Annotated in this window: 11 protein-coding genes; 8 read left to right on the forward strand and 3 right to left on the reverse strand. The window is 72.7% G+C overall.

The features are described 5' to 3' along the window. The first annotated feature begins 253 nt into the window (after positions 1 to 253). The 7 genes from ACRYCC_RS22375 to ACRYCC_RS22405 all read left to right on the forward strand — a co-directional run bounded on the left by ACRYCC_RS22375 (position 254) and on the right by ACRYCC_RS22405 (position 17,910). Entirely contained in the window at positions 254 to 3,406 is a 3,153-nt protein-coding gene (locus ACRYCC_RS22375; RefSeq protein ID WP_433814945.1) for a hypothetical protein, read from the forward strand. Next, entirely contained in the window at positions 3,403 to 6,861 is a 3,459-nt protein-coding gene (locus tag ACRYCC_RS22380; RefSeq protein ID WP_433814947.1) for a DUF6603 domain-containing protein, read from the forward strand. Before ACRYCC_RS22375 ends, ACRYCC_RS22380 begins: the two co-directional genes overlap by 4 nt. After that, positions 6,858 to 9,584, forward strand: a complete 2,727-nt coding sequence (locus ACRYCC_RS22385; RefSeq protein WP_433814948.1) for a hypothetical protein — start codon at positions 6,858 to 6,860, stop codon at positions 9,582 to 9,584. The genes ACRYCC_RS22380 and ACRYCC_RS22385 overlap by 4 nt, the downstream gene beginning before the upstream one ends. An 8-nt stretch (positions 9,585 to 9,592) precedes the next feature. Then, entirely contained in the window at positions 9,593 to 13,954 is a 4,362-nt protein-coding gene (locus ACRYCC_RS22390; protein ID WP_433814950.1) for a hypothetical protein, read from the forward strand. Further along, on the forward strand, positions 13,951 to 15,681 hold the full coding sequence (locus tag ACRYCC_RS22395; RefSeq protein WP_433814952.1) for a hypothetical protein: 1,731 nt from the start codon (positions 13,951 to 13,953) through the stop codon (positions 15,679 to 15,681). The genes ACRYCC_RS22390 and ACRYCC_RS22395 overlap by 4 nt, the downstream gene beginning before the upstream one ends. A gap of 26 nt (positions 15,682 to 15,707) precedes the next feature. Beyond that, positions 15,708 to 16,133, forward strand: a complete 426-nt coding sequence (locus tag ACRYCC_RS22400; RefSeq protein WP_433814953.1) for an MmcQ/YjbR family DNA-binding protein — start codon at positions 15,708 to 15,710, stop codon at positions 16,131 to 16,133. 259 nt (positions 16,134 to 16,392) lie between these two features. Then, a complete protein-coding gene (locus ACRYCC_RS22405) occupies positions 16,393 to 17,910 on the forward strand; it encodes a DUF4419 domain-containing protein (protein ID WP_433814955.1) in 1,518 nt (505 codons plus the stop codon). A gap of 140 nt (positions 17,911 to 18,050) precedes the next feature. On the opposite strand, the gene ACRYCC_RS22410 is transcribed toward ACRYCC_RS22405, so the two are convergent. The 3 genes from ACRYCC_RS22410 to ACRYCC_RS22420 all read right to left on the reverse strand — a co-directional run bounded on the left by ACRYCC_RS22410 (position 18,051) and on the right by ACRYCC_RS22420 (position 21,569). After that, positions 18,051 to 18,488, reverse strand: coding sequence for a nitroreductase family deazaflavin-dependent oxidoreductase (locus tag ACRYCC_RS22410; RefSeq protein WP_433814957.1), 438 nt, complete (start codon positions 18,486 to 18,488; stop codon positions 18,051 to 18,053). Between the two features lie 1,347 nt (positions 18,489 to 19,835). Further along, positions 19,836 to 20,414, reverse strand: coding sequence for a dihydrofolate reductase family protein (locus tag ACRYCC_RS22415; protein ID WP_433814958.1), 579 nt, complete (start codon positions 20,412 to 20,414; stop codon positions 19,836 to 19,838). Positions 20,415 to 20,798: 384 nt separating this feature from the next. After that, positions 20,799 to 21,569 carry a transposase family protein gene (locus ACRYCC_RS22420; RefSeq protein ID WP_433814959.1) on the reverse strand — a complete coding sequence of 257 codons (771 nt, stop codon included), beginning with the start codon at positions 21,567 to 21,569 and terminating at the stop codon, positions 20,799 to 20,801. A gap of 137 nt (positions 21,570 to 21,706) precedes the next feature. Between ACRYCC_RS22420 and ACRYCC_RS22425 the strand changes: the two genes are divergently transcribed. Further along, entirely contained in the window at positions 21,707 to 21,850 is a 144-nt protein-coding gene (locus ACRYCC_RS22425) for an SMP-30/gluconolactonase/LRE family protein (RefSeq protein ID WP_433815048.1), read from the forward strand. The last annotated feature ends 4 nt before the right edge of the window (positions 21,851 to 21,854 follow it).

Genomic DNA, 21,854 nt, shown 5'->3' on the forward strand with positions numbered 1-21,854 from the left:
GCCTCTGGCCCGGGCCTTCGCCGTCCGTGCGCCCGACGTGCCGGCGCGATCACGCCCCTGCGGCGCTCTCCGGCACGCGTGGAGTAGGCCGTGCCGGAGCCGTCCGGTTGTGGACAGCCGAGTTCCGGGCGCGCGTGTCTCTGCCCGGCAAAATGGCGAAAGTGAGTCGAAGGCTGCGATATGCACCGTGCCAGGGTGATGCGCAGCCGGACCATGGACTCTCCGGTCGCCGCCGTCCCCGGGCACGGGCGGCATGATGTCGCGCTTCCTCGTCCCCTCGCTGGTCTGGTACGGCCTCGACCCCGAGCTGGCCGGCCCGGCTCTGGCCACGGGCGTTCCCGCTCTCGATCGGTGGGGCGGGCAGCTCCGGGACGCCGACGCCGTCCGGGCGGCACTGCTCACCGTGGACCCGGCCGTCCTGGTGCTGAACCTCGCCGGCTACCAGGTGCGCAGCGTGGTCACGGGGCTGCCCGCGGGTGCCGTGCAGACGCCGGTCGCCGATCTCGTGTCCGTGGACCTGGACACGATGCAGGTCCAGCGGGGTACCTCCCTCGACTGGATCGACCCCGACCCGGCACGGGCCGACGCCGTGTTCGCCCTGTGGGTGGAGCCGCGTCACCCCGCGCAGCGCCCCTCCGCCGACGGGGTCACCCTGGACCTGTCGACACTGCAGACCCCGCTCGACGGGCAGGGCATCGACCTGCTGTTCTGGGACGACGGCACGGGATGGCTGGTGTTCTCGTGGACGGCCGGCGCGGCCGGCTGGGCGGAGGAGCTCGCGTCGAGGGCGGACCGGTTCGTCGCCGTCGTCCGAGCGCTGCTGGCCGAGCTCTACGCCTCCGCCGCCGCAGCGGCCGCGGAGAGTGGTGCCACAGTGGCCGTGGCCGGCCTGCTGTCGATCCATGACCCGGCCACGTGGACCATGGCAGGCGAGCTTCGGCTGCCGCCCGCCGTCGCCCGGTTCGGGGAGTACGTACGCGCTCTGGCACTGGCCGACGAGGAGAGCCTGGCGGCCTTCCTCGCCGAGGAGCTGCCGGTGCCGGACGACGGCCGGCCGGTGGTGCTCGGCGGGGTGCGGCCGCCGTCGGCGAGCGAGCGGTTCGCCACCGACGACGGGGCGGCGCAGGCGCTCTCCGACTGCGCCGACGAGATCGCGGCCAGGGCACTCGAGGCGGTTCCACCCGACCTGGCCCTCGCGGCGAACGCCTTCACCGACGTCGGGAACCTCTCCTTGACCCGCCTGCTGATGCGCTGGCAGGAGCGCGGTGTCCTCGACGTGCTGAGCCTGATCGCACCCGGCGAGGACCTGTACGGCGGCTACGACCTGCAGGTCGACGATGCCGACGCCGGGGCGGCCGGCGGCGGGGCCGTGCCGGTGTACGGCGGCCTGGCCCGCAGCGCCCAGGCCGGCGACCCCCTCCCTCCGGAGGGCGGACGGGGCTACGTCGCGCAACTGCGAGCCGACCTGGCCGCGCTGGGATTCGGCCCGGCCTTCTCGTACGCCGCGAACGAGGGCACGGCGCAGAGGTTCCCGATCGAGGTGGAGCTCGCGGTGCGTGAGTTCCAGATCGCCGCGACCCTGCCGAACGTCGCCGCCGACGTCCTGCAGGGCCAGCCGGTGTTCTACGCGGACCACCTGGCCCAGGTGCCCAACGAGTGGCCGTACACGGGGAGCATCTCCGGTGTCGTCAACGCCGAGACCCGTGCGCTGATCAGGACCTGGCTGGACCGCAGGCTGCGCTGCCCGGTCGTCATCGAGGCCCGCCGCAAGGACGCCACCGGTGCCTACACCCTCCCCTTCGATGCCCCGGACAGCGACAACCTGTGGCGGGGCGAGCAGGTGGCCGACGCGGGCCCGCGGATGTACGTACGGGATCTCAGCGGGCAGTACCCGCTGGAGCCGGACAGCGTCCGAGCCGGCCGCGACCTGAACGCGTTCGTGCTCGGAGCCTGGACCAGCTCGAGTTTCGGGACCGGACCGTGGGCTAAACCACCCACGCACGTGTGGAACGAGCGCGAGATCCTGCCCGAATCACTGCTCGGTGCGCCGTTCGCGCGCCTCACGGCCGCGCAACGTTCCACCTTCCGGCCCGTGCGAGCGGTCGCCGAGGTGGAGTGTCTCGGCTTCTTCGACTCGTTCAACGCCTACGACCGGGGCGTGATGTCGCTCGGACCGTGCCACTGGACGATCGCCCTGGTCAGGAACCAGCGGCTGGACGAGCTCGCGGAGCTGCCGGCCTACTTCGCCTACCTGTACGGGCTGGGCGGCCCGGAGACCCAGGCCGCCGTGGACGTGTTCGGCCGGTACGGCTGCGGCATCGACCGGGAGTGGCCGGGCGGCACCTCACGCGAGGACGCCGGCACCTGCTGGGACCCGACCGGGCGGAAATACGTCGCGCGGGTCACCCTCGACCGGGAGAACGACCCGCCGCTGGTGCTGGAAGGCGCACAGGCCACGCGCGCCGAGTGGTTCCGGCAGTGGCACTGGTGCTACCGGTTCGCGATGGCGTCCCGGACCAACGCGGTCTACCGGCGCCGGATGTGGGACTACGCCCGGTTCCGGCTGCGTGACCTGCTGGCCACGCCGTGGGTGCCGGAGATGCTGACGATGGACCCGCAGGTCGGCGCACCGAGGAGGGCCACGGTCGGCGACCTCTTCACCTCCGAGCGGGCCGCGGCCCTGCTGCTGCGCTGGCACGTGAACGCTCCCGGGCAGCTGCTGCCCATCGACGCCGATTCCCGGCTCACCCTCGCCTTCGCTGACGCCGGAGCGGCCGGCTGGGGAGACCCGGTGGGGTGGGACGACACCGAGGAGGCCGCGCTGACCGAGGCGTTGTACCAACGGCGCCCCACCGATCCGGCGAACTGGCTGCGCCAATCCCTCGACCACGCCTACCACTGGACCACGACGACCGCCTGGACGGTGCCCGCCAGGGGCGGCGGGACGACCACCACGACCTGGGACGTGGCGCGACGTCTCAACGGGTGGACGCTCGACCCCGGCCTGGTCTCGGGCGCACCCTCCCCGGCCGGCCTGGTGAACACCCGGACCGGCGTCGACACCGCGGCGGTGATCCCCTTCACCGTCGACGCCAAGGACGTCGTCGGCGCTCCCCGTACCCCCACCGCGGCGTCCAGCGACCAGAACGTGGTGCGCGGCGCCGACCTGCGGATCACCCCCGATGGCGGCGGGTGGCGGCTGACCGCGACCCCGGTCGCCCGCGCGGTGGGCGCGACGCGGATCTCGGTCACCGCCGACAACGGCGCACACACCGCCACCACCGAGTTCACTCTGCGGGTGGGACCGGCGCCGGCGCAGCCCGACCCGGCCCCTGCCGGCACCGCCACCGAAGGGCTGAGCCGGCGCCGGCACAGCCTGCTGCTCGACTACGAGGACCTGCCATGACCTCGCCGCTGCAGCCGATCCTCGCCGGCCTGCTCGACGCGTTCGAGCCGCTGGAGCGCGCCCTGCACGACGGCGTCGCGTTCGGCCTGCTGGCGCGTGGCGTCGGCTGGGACAAGACGATCGAGGACGCCGTGCTCACCCAGGGCTCGCTCGGCGAGGTGGGCGAGGCGGCATCGGCGCTGCTCGCCTCCGGCCGCAGGCTGCTCGGCGAGCTCGGCGACGACCAGGACGGCACCGTGCTCCTGCGGCTCCTGGACGTGCTGGCCGACACCCGTGACCTGGTCGACGGGCTGCGCGACCTGGAGCTCGCCGGCCTGCCGGACGCGCTGGCCGACCCGCGGTTCTGGGCGGCGCTGGCCCTCGACCTGCCGGAGTACCTGTTCGTCCGCTACCTGGAACGTCACCACGGTGTGCTGTTCGCCCTGCTGCTCGCGGCCGGCGTGATCGAGGAGGACCTGGCCGGGTCTCCGGTCCCCGAGCCCGGCCGGATCCCCAGCCTGCGGCGGAGGCTGGTCTGGGACCGGCTGGGCTCCCTCGTCGCCGACCCGGCCGGTCACGTCGCCGGCCTGTACCACTGGGACGACGGCGAGCCGTTCGCGCACGCCGCCGCGCTGGACGCCCTGGCCCGGATCGGCGCGGCCCTGGGGGTGGGCTACGAGCGTCTCGCGGTGCGTCCCAAGCTGGTCGACGACCACTACGGCGGCACACCGGCCGGCGCCCGGGAGCTCGCACTGCCGGTGCTCAAGGGCGTCACCGAGACGGGCTTCGCCGAGCTGGGCGTGGTGCTCGCCCCGGTGCCGCGGACCCCCGGCGGCGCCGTCGACAGCCTCTTCGTCGGCAACCTCACCTGGGGCACCGTCACCGCGAGCGCCCCGCTCCGGCCGGGATGGACGGTCACCGTGACCGGCACGGCGGACGCCACCGGCACCGTCGGGATGCGGCTGTCACCGGGATCGGCCGCACTCGTCGCCGAGGGCGTCGACCAGCGCTACGAGATCGCGGTCGAGGGCACCCCCGCCGAGCCCTGGCACCTGATCGGCACGGCCGGAGCGACCCGGCTCGACGCCAACGGGCTCCGGCTCGTACTGGCCTTCGAGGTGACCGACGAGCCGGAGGTCGTCGTCGAGGTCGGTTCGCTGCCGGGACCCGGGCGCGGCGGCCTCACCCTCACCGTCCAGCCGGGGGACGCCGACTCGTTCCTGGGCGCGCTCCTCGGCTCACCGCTGCCGGTGGACGCCGATCTCACCCTCCGCTGGTCCTCGCGCACCGGGGTGAGCCTGAGCGGAGGCGGCCTGTACGTCACCGTGCCCCTGGACAAGACCATCGGACCACTGACCGTCTACTCGCTCGGCATCGGTGTCACCACGGCGGACGGCGCGGTGACGGTCCCCGTCGGGGCCTCGCTCGGGCTCGCACTCGGCCCGTTCTCGGTGCGGGTGGAGGACGTCGGCCTGAGCCTCAAGGCCGTTCCGGGCGCCGACGACGCCCGCGTCCCCGGTCTCGGCCTGGACATCGCCTTCAAGCCGCCGACCGGGGTGGGCTTCGAGCTCGACCTCGGGGACGCCGGCCATGGCGGCGGGTTCGTCGCGTACGACCCCGTTCTGCGCCGCTACTCCGGCGCGCTGGCGCTGGAGCTCGTGACCGTCGGGCTCGGCGCGATCGTCGTGATCGACACGCGGCTCCCCGGCGACCCCGCCGGCTGGGCGCTGTTCGGGAGCATCTTCGCCACCTTCCCCTCGCTGCCGCTGGGCTTCGGGTTCTTCCTCTCCGGCGTCGGCGGGCTGGTGTGCCTGAACCGCACCCTGGACGCGGACGCGCTGGCCTCGGGTCTCAAGAGCGGCGCCATCGACGCGATCCTGTTTCCCGACGACCCGCTCGCCGACGCGCCGTTGATCATCTCGCAGCTCGACGCGTGGTTCCCGCCCGCCGAGGGCGGCTCGGTGTTCGGCGTCGCGGCCAAGATCACCTGGGGCGCGCCCGTGCCGATCGTCACGGGCCTGCTCGGCGTCGCGCTGGTCCTGCCCGACCTGGAGATCGCGGTGATGGGCGGCGTCGTGATGCTGCTCCCCTCCGAGGAGGAGGTCCTGCTCGAGCTGCACATGGACTCGCTCGGTGTCATCGACCTACCCGGCCGGACGGCGATGGTGGAGGCGAGCCTGTACGACTCGGCGCTGCTGAGCACGATCCACCTCTCGGGAGACATGGCGTTCTACCTCAGCCTCGGCGCCGGCCCGTACTTCCTGCTCGCCGTCGGCGGCCACCACCCGGCCTTCGATCCGCCCTGCGGCCTCCCCGCCGCCGTGCTCGCGCTCGACCGGATGCGGGCCGAGATCGCCATCAGCGACGAGGTGTCCTTCACCCTCGAGGCCTACGTGGCGGTCACGGCCAACACGCTGCAGTTCGGGGCGCTGGCGGCGCTCGAGGCGAGCGCCGAGTACCTCCTGACCACCTACACGGCGCGGGGCAGCGTCGGCTTCGACGTGCTGCTGGTCTTCTCGCCGTTCTCGTTCTCGGCCGCCTTCCAGCTCGGCGTCAGCGTCACGGCCGGCGACAAGGAGCTGCTGGCGGTCGACCTCGCCGCCCGGCTGGACGGACCGGACCCGTGGTACGCCGGCGGCCACGCGCGCTTCGAGTTCCTCGGCATCGACGTCCGGTTCGACTTCGAGTTCGGCGGGCCCGCCCAGCCCGAGACGCCCGCCCGCGAGGACGTGTGCGGCCTCGTCGTCGCCGCGCTGGACGCGCCCGCCGCCTGGCACGCCGCCCAGCCTGCGTGGGCCGACACCACCCTGCTGGTGTTCGCGGCCGACCAGGCCGAGGATCCCGCGCAGCTGTGGGTACGGCCCGACGCCGAGCTCGAGGCCCGGCAGACGGTGGCGCCGCTCGACCGCGGTCTCGACCACTACGGGTCGTTCGACATCGAGGGGCCCACGACGCTGACGGTGACCGGTGCCGGGATCGAGGGCGTCACCGAGGAGGGCGACTGGCTGGCGCTCTCCGACTGGTTCGCGCCCGCGCAGTACGACGACCTGACCCGCGCGGAGAAGCTGGCGGCGCCCTCGTACGAGGAGATGACCACGGGCGTGCGCTTCGGCGCCGGGGGCCTGGGCTTCGACGCCACCGAGGCGACGACCGTCGTGCCCGACTACGAGGTGCGCATCCTCGACGACGCCGGGACGCAGAAGGTCGCCGATCCGCCCGCCGGCGCACCGCTCGCGGTCGCGACCGCCGCGCTCGGGCTCGATCCGGCGCGGCCGCGGGCGGCGCCCACGGTGACCTCGGCGACCTTCGCCGTGGGGGCGCCCACCTGGCAGATCTTCGACCCGGCCGCCGGCGCGACGGCCGGTTCCGCGCAGACCTACCGGGCCGCGCAACTGGCGCTGCGCGCCGCCCGCGGCGCCGATCCCGGCAGCGGGTTGTGCCTGGCCCCGACCCACGCCGCCGAGGCCGTGGCATGAGCGAGGCGCTGACCTTCCTGCCGTTCCTGCGGCGCGGCCTCGTCCAGGCGATCGGCGCGCTCGACGACACCGCGGGATCGCTGGCCGGTGGCCCCGGCCTCACGGCGTCGGTCGGCGTGGAGGGGCGCACCGCGGACATGACCGTCCGGCTGCTGGGGCCCGAGTCCGTCACCGCCGTTGCCGCGTCCCAGATCCTGCGGGCCGAGCCACGCCCCGACAGCACCGGTGTGGAGCCGAACTACTTCCCGTTCGTCGAGCTCGCCACCCCGGACCTGCCGTGGATGCTGACGCCGGCCCGTGCCTCCGCGGGCAGGCTCCGCCCGTGGCTGGTGCTCGTGGTCGTCCGCGAGCAGGAAGCGGTGTCGCTCTCCACACCGCCCGGCGCCGGGCTGCCGGTGTTGCGCACCCCGATCGCCGAGCTGCCGGACCTGGCCGAGTCATGGGCCTGGGCGCATGTCCAGTCGCTCGTGCCGCCGGACGAGATCGAGGCCGCTCTGCGCGACCGTACGGGCGAGGTCGTGGCCCGGCTGGTCTGCCCGCGCCGGCTGGCGCCCGGCTGCGGCTGGCTGGCGTGCGTGGTGCCGGCCTTCGCCGCCGGACGGCTGCGCGGCCTCGGCCGGGCGGTGGCGCGCGGCACGGTCCTCGAGCCGGCCTGGGTGCGGGGCGGCGAGGGGGAGATCGACCTCCCGGTCTACTACTCGTGGCGCTTCAGCACCGGGCCCGCGGGCGACTTCGAGGCACTGTGCCGCCGCCTGAAGCGCGACGGCGACGCCGCCGAGGTCGGACGGCACCCGATGGAGGTCGGCGACCCCGGCCTGATCTCGCCCGCGGCGGGCGACGTGCTGGTCGACATGCCAGGGGCGCTCGAGACCCCCGGCGCCGGGTCGCGCCCCTGGGACGCGACCTACCGCGCGACCTTCGCGAGAGAGATCACCGTGCTCCTGAACGCCGCCGCCGCGCGCCCCACCGACGATCCCGACGACCCGGATCCGGTGGTCGCGCCGCCGTTCTACGGCTCCGGGCCGACCGGCGCCATGGAGGTGCCGGCCGCCGGATGGCTGCGGGAGGTCAACGACGGGCCGGTCGCGCGCGCCGCGGCGGGGCTGGGGGTGGCGGTCGTGCGGGCCGGCCAGGAGGCGCTGGTCGCGGCGGCCTGGGATCAGGCCGGCCAGCTGCGGGCCACGGCGACCGCGCTCAACCAGGCCCGGCTCGGTGCCGAGGTGGCGGAGAGCTGGCTGCGCCGGGCCGCCCGCCTGGACGACCCCGATCTGCTCCAGCTCTCCGCCCCGATGCACGCCTTCCTGCCCACCGGATCGACGACCGTCCGGGCGACCCTCGCCGCGAGCGCCGTGCCGGGCGGCCTCTTCTCCGCGGCCTACCTGCGCCAGACCAGGCCGGGCACCCCGCTGGCGCGCCGCTGGAGCGCCCCGGGCGCCACCGGCAGTGGCCGGCTCGCGGCCGACCATGCGGCGATCACGCTCGCGGCCACCAGCGCCCGGCCGCGTCCCGGCGACGTCGCGGCGATCCACTTCGCCGACCACGCCGGCCTGGACGGCGCGCAGGGCACCGATCCGGCGCTGACCGATGTCAGCGACCCCGAGCTGGCCGGAGAACCCAGCCAGACGCTGCGGGACGAGGTCACCTCCCTCCTGCGGCTGCCGCCCGGCCGCCTGCCCCCCAGGAGCCGCCCGCCCGCCCGGACCAGGCCACCCGTGGTGGTGAACCCGCCGAGCACCCCCGACGTGAGCGGAATGGCCGCGACCGTGCGGCGGGTGCTGGATCCGATGGGCGCGGTGCGCGCCGCCCTCGTCGTCCGCATCCCCGCGCTCGACGGCCGGCTCGGCGACGGACCCGTCCCCACCGGCCTCGCGCTGAGCCCGGTGTTCGAGGATCCGCTCTCGGACGATCTGACCAGGCTCGGGCCGGCCTGGATGCTGCCGGGCGCGGAGACGATCGCCCGTAACCGGGTACGGCTCGTGGCCGCCAACCCCCGCTTCATCGGGGCCTTCCTCGTCGGCGCCAACCACGAGCTGGAACGTGAGCTGCTGTGGCGGGGCTATCCGGTCGCGCCGGCGGCGACGTTCTTCCACCGCTTCTGGAACTACACCGACGACCCGTCGCGCATCGACATCGGGGAGCTGGCGGGCTGGGAGCGCGAGCTGTCGGTCCAGGAGAACATGGCCGGGGACACCGCGGGCGAGGCCGCCGTGGCGACAGTGATCGTCGTCCGCGGCGACCTCGTCCGGCGTTACCCCAGCGCCCACTACTTCCTCCAGGCGGCCGAGCTCGGCGACCACGGCCCCGTCCCGCGCGCGGACGCGGCGCCGGTCGAGCCCGTCTTCCTCGGCGCGCTGAGCCCGGACACGGTCTTCTTCGGCTTCGATCTCGAACCCCGCGTGGTGCGCGGCGACCGGCCGGCCGGCGACCCGGGCTACCTGGTGGCCATCGAGGAGCAGCCGGGCGCTCCCCGCCTGGGCCTTGACGTGGAGCGGGACCGGCACTTCAGCGAGCCGCCGGCGAGCTGGAACCAGCTGTCGTGGGGGCATCTGGTGGCGAGCCGGGAGGAGCTCGAAGAACTCACGCACGCCCGGGCCGACAGCGCGCGGCTGACGGCCATGGGCCCGCTCGAGGGCATCACGTGGGGGCGCAACTCCGCCCACCTCGCCCGTGCGTGCTGGCAGCGCCCCTTCCGCATGTACATCCACGCCGACACGCTCATCTAGGAGGCGCCGTGCCGCCGATCCCGCCGCTCGATCCGATGTCCACGTTCGCGGGGCTCGACGAGCGGCTGCCGCTGGCGCTGCTGCCCGTACGGCTTGAGACGCGCTTCTTCCTCGCCCACGATCCGCCCGAGCTGCGGGTGCGTGTCTTCCCGGACGCGATCCACGCCGACGGGCACCGCGACGCGCTGACGCGCTCGGAGCAGGAGGCCGGCCGGGCGTTCTGGCGCCGCACCTGGCGGGCGGCCGGGGACACCGCCGGCCGCGACGCGGCGTTCACGTGGCTGTGCGGGCGGCTCGGGCCGTGGCGGGCGGCCTGGGTGGCGACCGCGCTGCGGCCGACCAACGCGGAGCACCCCGGCCAGGAGCCGCGGTTCCCCCCGGTCGAGCTGCTCGGCGCCGGTGCCCCCACCTGGGCACGGCTGCTGCCGGTGCGTTTCGCCGCGGTGCTGTACGCCCGCGAGCAGACCTACGGGCCGTACTGGAGCGCACCCGTACGGGAGGAGATCGCCCTCGCTCCCGGTGCGGCCGACACCGGTGACGGGCTGGACGGCAGGGCCTGGCTCAGCGCGCAGGGGCTCGCCTGGGCCCATGAGTTCGGCGAGGCGGAGAGCGCGGGGCTCGGCATCCGCATCGATCTCTCCGCGTTCACGGCGCAGGAGCGGAGGGAGGGCTTCGAGGAGCTGGTCGTGTTCGGCGTACGGGCCGGTGACCAGCACGAGCAGGTCCGCGACCTGCTGCGCGCCCATCGCTACACCAGCGGACTGGACTTCATCCCGCAGGGCACGCCCACGAACACGACCGAGACGTCCGGGCCGGGTATGAGCCTGGACGCGCCCGATCTCGCCGCGCTGCGCGCCGCCGAGCTGGACGCCCGCCCGTCGACCGGGCGCCCGCGGGTGACCGAGGACGGGGACCTCTACCGCCGGCTCGCCGCCGACGCCGCGTCGATCGCCCTGGGGCTGGACGGCGCGAACCCGCTGGATCGGTCGGCGAACGCCCTGCTGGCCGACCTGCCGCACGCCTTGGCCATGAATCGCGCACTGTGGCCGGCGCTGGCGGGCCATTACCTCGACCACGTCCTGGAGGGGGTGCTCGGCGACGGCGACCGCAGCTGGCTGCGCGAGTGGAGCGTGCACTTCGCCCGTGGTGGCTGCCTGCTGCCCACGCTGCTCGTGGGCGCCCAGCCCTACGGCCTGCTGCCGGTCAGCCGCGTGGACCGGGCCGAGACCGGCCAGGCGCCGATGATCGAACGCGTCGAGCGCCTGCTCGCCGACGCCCGGTCGTCGTGGGACTTCGGTGCCGTCCCGCGGCTCGACCCGGACGCCTCCGACGTCGCCGAGGACGGGACCGTGGCCGCCGGCGACCTGGCCGCCCTGGCATCGCAGGTGATGGCGGCGGTCCCGCATCCGACCGCGTTGCACCTGCAGCCGGTCGAGGCGATGCGCGAGCACTACCAGGACGCCTGGTCCGCGCGGCTTCTCCTGCTCGGCCTGGCCTGCGGGATGTACCCCACCTCGACGACCGGGCAGCCCTATCCGGACTACCACGACAGCGAACTGTGGCCGTTGCTGGAGGATCTCCAGGACGGGCTCGGGGCGGCCACGGGCCCCGTCGGCCAGGTGATCGCCCTCCAGACGTTCGTGAACGCGCTGCGATCGGGGGGCGGAACCGAGACCCAGCGCGCATACCGCGAGACCTGGGCCGACTTCGCCGACGACTCGCTGCGCTCCCTGGTCAACGAGCAGGCGGCGCGCGCCGACCCGCTGCTGCGCCTCCTGGCCGCCGACTCCGCCGTCACCGGCAAGATGGGCGAGGACGACGAACCCAACGCCTTCTTCACCCTGCACCCCGAAGGCACGGCGCGCGACTGGACGCTCCCGCTGGTCTCGCCCGGCCGCACCGAGGACGACCTGGCCGAGCTGCGGCGCTGGCTCGGCGAGCTGGCCGCCGAGGCACCCGGCAGGTTCGGGGTGCCGGTCGATCACACGGTGCCGCGGCCGCTGCTGCGCACCCTCCTGCGCAGGAGCATCGAGCAGGCGGCCGACCCCGGCGATCAGGCGGTCGTGCTGGCCGGGCTCCAGGCGCTGTCGGCGCTGGCGGCGACGGCCGGCGATCCGGTCGGCGAGCTGGAGCGGCTCCTGCGCGAGACGCTCGGCGTGCACGGCTACCGCCTCGACGCCTGGTACTCCGCCGTGGCCGCATGGCGGCTCGAGAACAAGCGCACCGCCACCCCGGTGGGCGTGCAGGTCGGCGCCTACGGTTTCGTGGAGGGCGTGAAGCCGCGCGCGGCGGCCCGCGCGTCCCAGGGCTACGTCCTGGCGCCCTCGCTCACCCACGCCACCACTGCGGCAGTCCTCCGGAGCGGCTGGGCCGCGTTCGGCGGCCAGGGCCGGAGCGGCGCGCTCGCCGTGGACCTCTCCTCGGATCGGATGCGCCGCGCCCGCTGGCTCGCCGACGGCGTCCGCCAGGGCCAGGACCTCGGGCGGCTGCTCGGCGCGCGCCTCGAGCGCGGCCTGCACGACGCGACGCCCGGGCTCGACCACAGGACCGACGAGCTCCGCAGTCTGGCGCTCGCCGCGGCCGGAGACCAGTCGCCGCCGACCGCGATCGTCGACGGGCTGCTGCTGGCGCGGGCACGCCTGGCGCCCGAGGACATGTCCGAGGCGGAGGAGGCGGCCGCGGCGGCGCTCACCACGCTCCTCGCGGGCGCCGGCAGCGAGCGGCCGGGCCTGGAAGCCGTGCTCGACTCCCTGGCGGCCGACCTCGACGCCGTCGCCGATGCCGCCGTCGCCCAGACCGTGTTCTCGCTCGCGCAGGGAAACGTGGCCGAGAGCGCCGCGGCGCTCACCGCCGCCGGATCCGGCGACGCGACGTTCCCCGCGCTGCGGATCGCCGACACGCCCCGGCCCGCGCTGACGGTGACACACCGGCTGCTGGCCTTCCTGGACCCGGGCGCGGGGAGCGGCTGGCCGGTCGCGGTCGCCGGCGGTCGGGCGCTCGCCGCGCCCGCGCTCGACGCCTGGCTGGCGCGCCTGCTCGGCAGCCCGTCCGGCTACCGCTTCGCGGTCCGCTTCACGCATCCCGACACCGGCGAACGCGTGCCCGGAGTGGTCCGGGCGACCCTCGCCGACGTCGGGCTCGCGGCCATCGACGCCGTCTTCCTCGCGCCGGTCGGGGAGCAGACCGGCCTGGGCCGCCTGGAGGCGGTGCTCGCGGCGTGGGGCGAGGGCCGCCGGCCGGCGGGCGTACCTGCCGCCGCCGTGGCCGTCGTGGAGCCGGGGACGGGCGAAGGCTCACTCGCCGATCTCGCCGTGGTCGCCCGAACGTTGCGGCGGCTGGTCGCCGAGGCACGCGACCTCGACGGCCGCGACCTCGCGGCGCCGGGTACGACCGAGGTGCCCGCGGGCGTGCACGTGGCCGAGCTGGACGCCCGGGTGAAGGCCGTCCGCACCGCACTGGAGGCACACCGCGCCGGGCTGGCGGCGGCACTGCCGGCGGCGGCCGGGGAGCCGGCCCGGGGCGACGTCCGGGCGGCCCTGCTGAGGTTCGGCGGCTTCGAGCTGCCCGCCGCCGTGCCCGCGCCGGGGTCCGCGGCGGACGACCTGGTCGCGCAGGGCGGCGCGGTGCTGACCGCGGTCGACACCCGGCTCACCGCGCTCGACGCCCGGATCACGGACGAGGCCGCAGGATGGGACGCCCTGGACGAGGTCGGCCGGACCGCGGCGCTGACCGGCCGCCTGCACCTCCTGGTCGGCCACGCGCTGCCCGTCGCACCGCACTTCACGCCGGCCGATTCCGCCGCGCTGGACGCCACCTTCGCCCGCCGGCGTCTCGCCGGGCGCGAGGCGGCCACCGGCTGGCTCGCGGCCGCGGGCCGCGTCGACCCCGGCGCCCGGCGGCTGCGCATCGCCGTCGACCTGACCGAGGCGGCGCGCAACGCGGTCGTTTTCGGCTTCAGCCTCGGACAGCTCCCCGACCACGAGGGCGAGGGCTGGGCGGCGCTCGAACGTCCGGCCGGCGACGCGCGCGGGCGGCTGTGCCTACTGGCCACCGGCACACGACCACCGTCCTTCGCGGGCCCGGTGGCCGGGCTCGTGGTCAGCACCTGGACCGAGGCGGTTCCCCGCCGCGGCCAGGACGCGGCCCTCGCCGTGCACTTCGACGCACCCTCGGCGCGCGCCCCGCAAGCCATCCTGCTGTGCGCCGCCGGGCCGGCAGGCGGTTTCGAGTTCGAGGTGGTACGCGACATGGTCAAACAGACCTTCGACCTGGCCCGCAGGCGGATGGTGGGGCCGGAGACGCTCTCCGGGCTCGGCCAGTTCCTCCCCGCCGCCTACCTCGCCGCCGACACGGCACCGGTGGAGTCATGACCTGGCAGCGACTGGAGTCCACGACCGTCGGCACCGACCTGACCGAAGGGCTCGAGGCGCGCATCGCCGACCCGCTGTGGCTGCTCGGCAAGCAGTGGCAGGTCGGCGAGCTCACCGGCGAGGACGCCGCGAGCCCGATCGTCGTCGAGGCGACCGTCGAGCACACTCCCGTGACGCGCGTGCGAATCGGCACGGGGCCCGTGGGACCGGTCATCACGCGCGAGGACGCCGGGCTGCCGCTGGAGACGGCGGTCGAGCGCGAGCTGGTCCGCGACGGCCCCGCCGCCGCCCGCATCGCCACCGAGGCGGCGCTCCAGCTCTGGCGGCTGCTCGATTCCGCGGGAGCGCCACCGGCCGTCCCGGCAGGGCTGCGGGCCGCCTACCCCCTCACGCTGCCCCTCGACGACGGGATCGACCCGGTCGGCCGGGCCCAGCTCGAGTTGCTCGCCCGGCGTGCCGTCGACACCGAGGCGCTGCTGGTCGCCGTGACCGAGGCGGGCAACGGCGCGGTACCGGGACTCCCGGCCGATGCGAGCCCGGCCGTCCGGCGGGCGCTGCGCGCCTGGGCGACCTGGTACGGCGGGCTGTTCAGCGAGCCGGGCCCCGGCCCGCGGGCGTGGAACCCGGAGCGGATGGAGTACGGCTTCCAGGTCGCCGCCGGGGTGGGGTCCCAGCGCGAGGTGCAGCTCGTCGCGCCGGAGTACACCGGCGGCAGCCTCGACTGGTACAGCTTCGATGTCGCCGCCGGCGGGCTGCCCATGGGCACCTCCGGGGCGCTCACGGAGCACGTGCTGCGGATCGTGCCCACCCCGGCGCGCTTCGCCGGGCAGGCCGCGTCCCGCTGGTGGCAGGTCGAGAACCGCGACGTCTGGTTCGGCGACATCACCACCGCGCCGGAGGATCTCGCCCGGGCGGCGGTCGCGGCCTACGGCACCGTCACCGGCGACGACTGGTTCCTGGCTCCGTGCCGGCTCCCGAGCGGCGTGCTGGTTCGCGGCCGCCAGGTCAGGGTGCTCGACACGTTCGGCGAGGCCCACACGATCCGCTCGTGCGCCGAGCAGGACGGGCCGGCCAGGGTATGGCGCTTCTTCGAGCTGACGGGCGATACCGTCGCCGGCGACGACCTTCTCCGCGGCCCGCACGAGGCGGCTCCCGATCCCGGCGAACCGGCGACGCACTGCCCGTGGCTCTTCCTGCCGCCGGTCCTGGCCGGGCGGACCGAGAGCCGCCCGATCGAGGAGGTCGCGCTGCTCCGCGACGAGGCGGCCAACCTCGGCTGGGCCGCCGAGCTCCGCGTCGAGAGCGCCTCCGGGCGAGTCGTCGACCGGGCCGCCTTGGCGCGCGCCGCCCTCCCGCCCACGCCGGGCCCGTCCGGAGACGCGTGGCGTTACCGGCTGGCAACACCCGTCCCCGACCACTACGTCCCGCTCGTTCCGGTCCGCCGTGCCGACGGTGGCCTCTCGCTGCGGCGCGGCCGGCTGGCGGTGGCCGTGGACGGCGGCGAGGCCGCCACCCGCGGCGCGATCGGAACGATCCTGGAAGCCGGTGGCCCACTGTCGATCCACGACGAGGAGATCCTGCCGACCGGGGTCAGCGTCATGCGCACCTGGCAGATGGCCCGCACCGGTGACGGTGGCTTCGTGGTCTGGGTGGGACGGCGCAAGACCGCCGGACGGCCGCGCCGGTCACCGGGACTGGGCTTCGACGAGGTCATCACCTCGCCCTGAGCCGGCGGCCCGCCTACGCTGAGGCCATGCCGGACGACGAGAGTCGGCCCGCCCGGGTCGAGGACGTGCACGAGCTCGCGCTGGCCATGCCGCATGTCACCGTCTACCCCGGGACCGGCGACAATCCGGTCTACCAGGTGGGCGGGAAGTCGTTCGTCTTCTTCCGCAATCCGCGGCCGGATGCGGTCGACCCCGAGACGGGGGAGCGCTACCGGGATGTGATCGTCTTCTGGGTCGCGTCCGAAGAGGACAAGCAGGCATTGGTGCGGGACGAGACGACGCCGTTCTTCACCACCGCGCATTTCAACGGCCACCTGTCCGTGCTGCTGCGGGCCTGCCGGATCGGTGAGCTCTCCCGGGACGAACTGGCAGAGATAGTCGCCGACGCGTGGTTGTCGCGCGCGTCGGCCCGCCGAGCCGCGGCCTGGCTCAACGATCATCCCCCGACGTGATCAGGACGAAAGCGAGCCGACACCTGAGGGATACCGGTAGGGCGTGCCGCTCGGGCGGCGGCTCCGCGATGTCCCGCTCACCGGAATCCACCACCGCGCTGATCTCGGCCCAGCTCGACCGCGTTCCGCTATACCCCTGCGAAACGGCTGACGACTACCTTCCCTATGTGCCGGATCCCGGAGAGGTCCCACCGGGTGGTGACCCACACCTTCCTGATCGCCTGGCTGGTCCGGGCGGCAGCCGGGTTAGAGTCCTGTGATGGTGACCTTCCGGGTCGATGATGTCGTGCCGGCCACCGAGGTGCTGCCCGCGGTGCCGCTCGGCGAGCAGTTCGCGGGAGCGCTGGTGGCCGGTGGCGACCCGGCCCTGTCGGTCCTGAAATCCGATGGGGTGCATCCGCTGCTCAGCGCCGTGGGGCGCGCGTTCGCCGACCATCGCCCGCTCGTGCTCTCCCCGGACGCGGTGTGGCTGACGATCTTGCAGGGCCTCGCCCAGCATGTGCGCCTGCACGCCGAGGAACTGCGCCCGCGGTTGGTGAGCCACTCCGGCCGTAAGCGGCTCACGGTCGTGGTCGACGGGCCGATGCCCCAGGACGCCGAGTCGTGGCAGGACGCCGTCGAGTCGTTCGGCAAACTGCTCCTCGCCGAGATCGATGACGCCGCCGGATTCGAATGCGACTTCTCCACCAGCACCGACGTCGAGCGGATGGCCGGGCGGATCGTGCTGCTGGATGCGTACTCGCCGTACTTCGCTTTGTGGATGGTCTTCGTCTGCGGCATCCCGTCGATCACCCTGACCGGCACGGTCGAGGACTGGCAGAAGGTCCGCGGGCGGGTGGAAGCGATCGCCGGGTTCGGCCTGGAGACCTGGTGCCGTTCGCTGACCCCGATCACCGACCAGTTCGTCCGGGCCGCGGCGGGGGAGGTGGACACCGCGTTCTGGCGGCGCATCTACAGCCCTGCCGACGCCTACGGCGGTGGGGTGATCACCGGCTGGGCGGCGCGGCTGTATCCGTACCTGACCGGGCAGGGCGAGGTCAGCAGGCCGAATCCGCTGCTGGATTTGCCGATCGACGAGCCACGCGACGTGACCACCGACGATGAGATGGGTTACCGCGGTCCAGGCATCCGCAGCGACAGAGTGCCGGCCACCCTGTCGCGGGTGATCGTCAACGTCAACGACCGAGCCGGCGCCGAGAACCGGGCTGTGGCCCTGCACGCCGGGCTGGTCGGCGTCGCCCAGGACGACGACGGCGCGCTACGGCCGGTCGCCGGCTGGTACCTGGCACCGGCCACGGTCGAGATCGACGACGTGATCGACCGGATCGTACGCGACCACGAAACCGACCCTCCGCGACCCCATCGCCTGTTTTATGCGTCCGCCGACCTCGCGGCGGTCTACCGCCGTGTCGGCTCGGCGACCCTCTTCGACGGCGCGTGGCGGTTGCGGCCGGTCGCCGACCACCGCAGGGTATTGCGCGGCGAAGGCCAGTGTCAGATCGAAACGGTCATCGACCTCGCCGACGGCAGGAGCATCTGCGCGGCCATCGAATTCTCCGCACAGATCTTCCACTGGGTCCTCTGCCGCATCGAGAAGGCCGCCCCCGGCCCCCCAGGTACACCGAACAGCCGATTCCGGTTGGTCGACGAGCCCGCCGACGTCCCGGTGTACGGCACCTCACTCGCACTCCTCCTCGACGCCGCCCTCGACTCCGGTGGCGACATCTCCCACCTGGAAACCGGCCGGCTCGACCAGCTCGACGGACCGGCCACCTGATCCGCACGTCGATCCCTCACATGAGCAGGTGGGAACCTGCCGAACTCGAAGGGTCCGACGTGCTCGGCGGTGGAGTCCGACCCGCGAGAGCCTGATCTACGGAACACGAACCTGTGCGTGCGCCGACGAGCCAAGTGCGGTCATGAAGCCTGGAGCCGGAACACGGGATGACGGGTGGCCTCAGCCGCGAAGTCGTCGAGTGCGGCGTCCTTGTCCACGTCGAAGTAGGGGCCGACGGTGTACGGGTGTTCGGCCAGGTACTGCTTGAGGATCGGCGCGGCCTCCGCCGCCTGCAACTCGGTCACGGCGAATGACTCGGTCGTACGTCCCCGGCGTAGCGTGACACGTCCTGCGGCTCGCGCGTTCCGCGCCCAGCCGTCCGGTCCGTACGGCGCGATCAGCCAGCGACCTTCGGCGTTCTCCAGGGGTGCGACCGGGGTCGTTCGGGGAATTCCCGTCCTACGACCCGGGACGGTGAGCAGGTAGAGCCCGGGTGGCGCCACGCCCTTGCGCAGCATGAAGGCCATGATGCGGTCGCGAAGGCGCGAGAAGGACGTCGACCGATAGGTCCGTGCCATGATTCGACCTCGCATTCTCATACCGTCGTTCCACCAGCGGTCGCCCCATCCTCACACTTGGACAAGACCGACGGCATGTCGAAATCAGCGCGGCGGTTTCTACATCCCTACGAGGCGCCGGCAGTTGGCGCTCGAGCCAGGGAGTCCTCATGCCCGAACCGCGCACTCTGCTAACCGGTCTCGCGTTCGGCGAGTCGCCACGGTGGCACGGTGGTCGTCTTTGGCTCTCGGATTGGGGCGCGCACGAGGTCGTCGCCGTTGATCTCGAGGGTACGAGCGAGGTCGTGGTCCGTGTCCCGACCGTTCCGTTCTGCATCGACCTTCTGCCCGACGGTCGGCTGCTCATCGTCTCGGGCGGCGAAGGACGCCTGCTCCGCAGGGAGCCCGACGGGTCACTGGTGACCCACGCCGATCTGGCCGACCTCTCCGACAAGCCGTGGAACGACATCGTCCCTTATCGTCGCCGAGTCCTACGCCAATCAACTCACAGAGCCTTTTCCAACCTGGTCTTGCTGATCACGGGCCGGTTGCAGCTGGCGGGTTTTGATCATGAACGGGTGAAGCTCCCGGTAGATGAGTTGTCGACCAAGATCAACCATCTGCACAGGAGCTTCCGTGTTGTTCTATCAGTGAGACTGGGGTCATCGGGAACGCCTGCTGCTGTGGATGTCGTTGCAGGGGCAGGAGATGCTTTTCGTGAGGCTGACCCATGTTCTATCTGGCCCTGGTGCTCCGGGTGCCGTTGGCATGATCTGTCGCCTCGTTTCGGAGGGCGTCCCCGAAGGGTGCGTGTCGGCGCGATCGTGCGTGGCTTGATAGAAGCCCTGGCGAGAGTGCTGTCCCGTCAGTGCGTGGGATAGAGCGAACAGCCGGCATCGCAGGAGCTGCCCCCCGGGGGAGGATCACGACCCGCCGCCGGAGGGCGACCCTACTGCGAGGCATCCTTGAAGGACGTAGAGAGAGCCCTCATCCATCGAGGGGAGCGGCCGAGACCATGATCATGACGAATGTGCGCTGATAACCGCCGTGGGCCTGAAGTAAAGCCAGCTCAGACCAGTTACTCCGCCGGTCTGTAAACCGGCTCAGCCTACGATGGTTCGAATCCATCAGCCGCCACACCAGCCGAAAGGCCCCCTGACCTGCGATCTCGGGTCGAGGGGGCCTTTCGCATGTGTCCGGCTGTCTACGGCTGCGATCCGCCGCACGCTGCTGTCTGTGGCGAATACGCGGCCACTTTCGACTCTCTCGATCGCGACCCGATCGCGATCACTGGTCTCCCTCGTGGGCCAGTGAGCGCATCCTCGCCCCTCAAGTGTCCAGGCACTACCAGCTCGCTAGGTGCCATCCTCAGCGGACAACGTCGTAGACGAGTTTCTGAACGCCGTTGCGGTAGATCTCGTTCTCGATGACCTTGAGTTTCTGCAGGCCCTTGTCGGTGTCGCTGAACATGCGCTTTCCGGCGCCGAGGAGGACTGGGAAGATCAGCAGGTGGTAGCGGTCGATCAGCCCCGCGTCGGAGAGGTTCCGACCGAGACCGGCGCTGCCGTGGATGAGGATCGGACCGCCGTCGGTCTCTTTGAGCTTCGCCACCTCGTCGAGTGAGCGCAAGATCGTGGTTTCGCCCCAGTTGTCGACGAGGTCGGCTTCGCCGAGTGTGGTAGAGACGACGTACTTCGGCATCACCTTGTAGTCGGCGAACTCGGCCATGCCCGGCCAGACGGGGCTGAAGGCTTCGTAGCTGACCCGGCCCAGCATCATGGCCGAGGCCTCCTTCTGCTCCCGGCCCTTGATCTCGTAGGCATCCTCCACAAACTCGATGTCCTTGAATGTCCAGCCGGCGCTGCGGTGGGTCTCAGCGGCTCCGCCTCCAGGGGACTCGACGACGCCATCGAGCGAGACGAACGCGGTGTAGATCAGGGTGCGCATGTCGGTGCTTCTTCCTCATATCGACCATGGTTTTCCGCCAAGCGGCTTGGCATGACTGAACGGTTGCACCGAATATCTAATTTGTCAAGGTAATGAAAATTGTCAGTGTTCCCTCCTCCGAGCAGAGGAGCCTCAGGGTGCGCCATCGGCCTGTGATGACAGCAGAGAGTGACGTGGTGGTCGGCGCTGAGGGGCTGGATCCGAAACTCTGAACACTTGCTGAAGGCCTTCGACCTGCCCCTTGAGGGGAACAGCCACGCTGTGGCCAGCCCAGGTGGCGACCTGGGTGGCGGGGACTCCGGCGGCGTGTCGGAGGTCGTAGGGCCGTCTGGCGAGTGGTGACTTGGCTTCCTTGGCTGTGAAGGCAGTGAGCCTTTGCCATCTTCATTTGGTCTGGTGGTGGAGGGTGAGGATGGCCTGGATGATGGCGGTCAGGCGGCCCGGTGAACAGCGGGCTTTGCGCAGGATGTGCCAGGTCTTCAGGGTGGCCGCGCCGCGTTCGCCGAGAGCTCTGATCTTGGCGTGATGCCGGTTGTAGAGCTTCTTTCGTTTGTCGAGCTTGCGACCTTTGGGTTTGCGGTACGGGGTGCCGATCGCTCCGCCGACGCCGAGGTAGCCCTTGTCTGCGAAACAGGCGATGGCCCTGCCGGTCAGTGCCGCAACGATCCCGTGGGTGCGGGCCGCGGTCAGATCATGGGTCGATCCGGGCAGGGCGGGTGAGGCCCAGATCAGCCGGCCGTGCGGGTCGGTCAGGAACTGGAGGTTCACCCCGTGCCGGTGATGCTTTCCCGAGTAGTACCGCCGGTCGTCCTGGCCGCCGAGCCGGTCGGTGGGCACCAGGGTGCCGTCCAGGATCACATACGCCTTGCGGGCAGCGACCCGCACGGCTTCGCGCAGGTCGGGAGCCAGCTCGGCGAGCAGGTCGACGACCTCGGCAACGTACCGGTAAGCGGTGGCGACACCGATCCCGAACCCGGCGGCCAGCTCGGTGCAGGTGAGGTTGCGGCGCAGATGCGCGAGCACCAGCAGTGCTTGGCTGCCGGGCGGCAGCTTGCGCCAGCGTGAACCGATCGTTTCCAGATGACGGCGGATCAGGTCGGCGGTGAAGTTCACCGACCGGCGCGACAGATCCAGCGCAGCACGATAGAACAGCACAGAAGCTCCTGTGCAGAGGGTTGATCTTGGTCGACAACTCATCTACCGGGAGCTTCGCCCGTTCATGATCCAACCCGCCAGCTGCAACCGGCCCGTGATCAGCAAGGCCAGGTTGGAAAAGGCCCACAGCATTCGACATCGCGGCCGACGGGAGTCTGGCGAACCGGCGGGTGTGGGCCGACCTCGGCGATGGCGTTCCCGACGGCATCTGTCTCGACGCCGACGGCGCCGTCTGGTACGGGACGTGCCCGGCAGTCGGGCACGATCAGCATGGCGGGTGACGGG

Source organism: Actinomadura scrupuli (assembly GCF_050971785.1).
Classification (GTDB): Bacteria; Actinomycetota; Actinomycetes; order Streptosporangiales; family Streptosporangiaceae; genus Actinomadura_E; species Actinomadura_E scrupuli.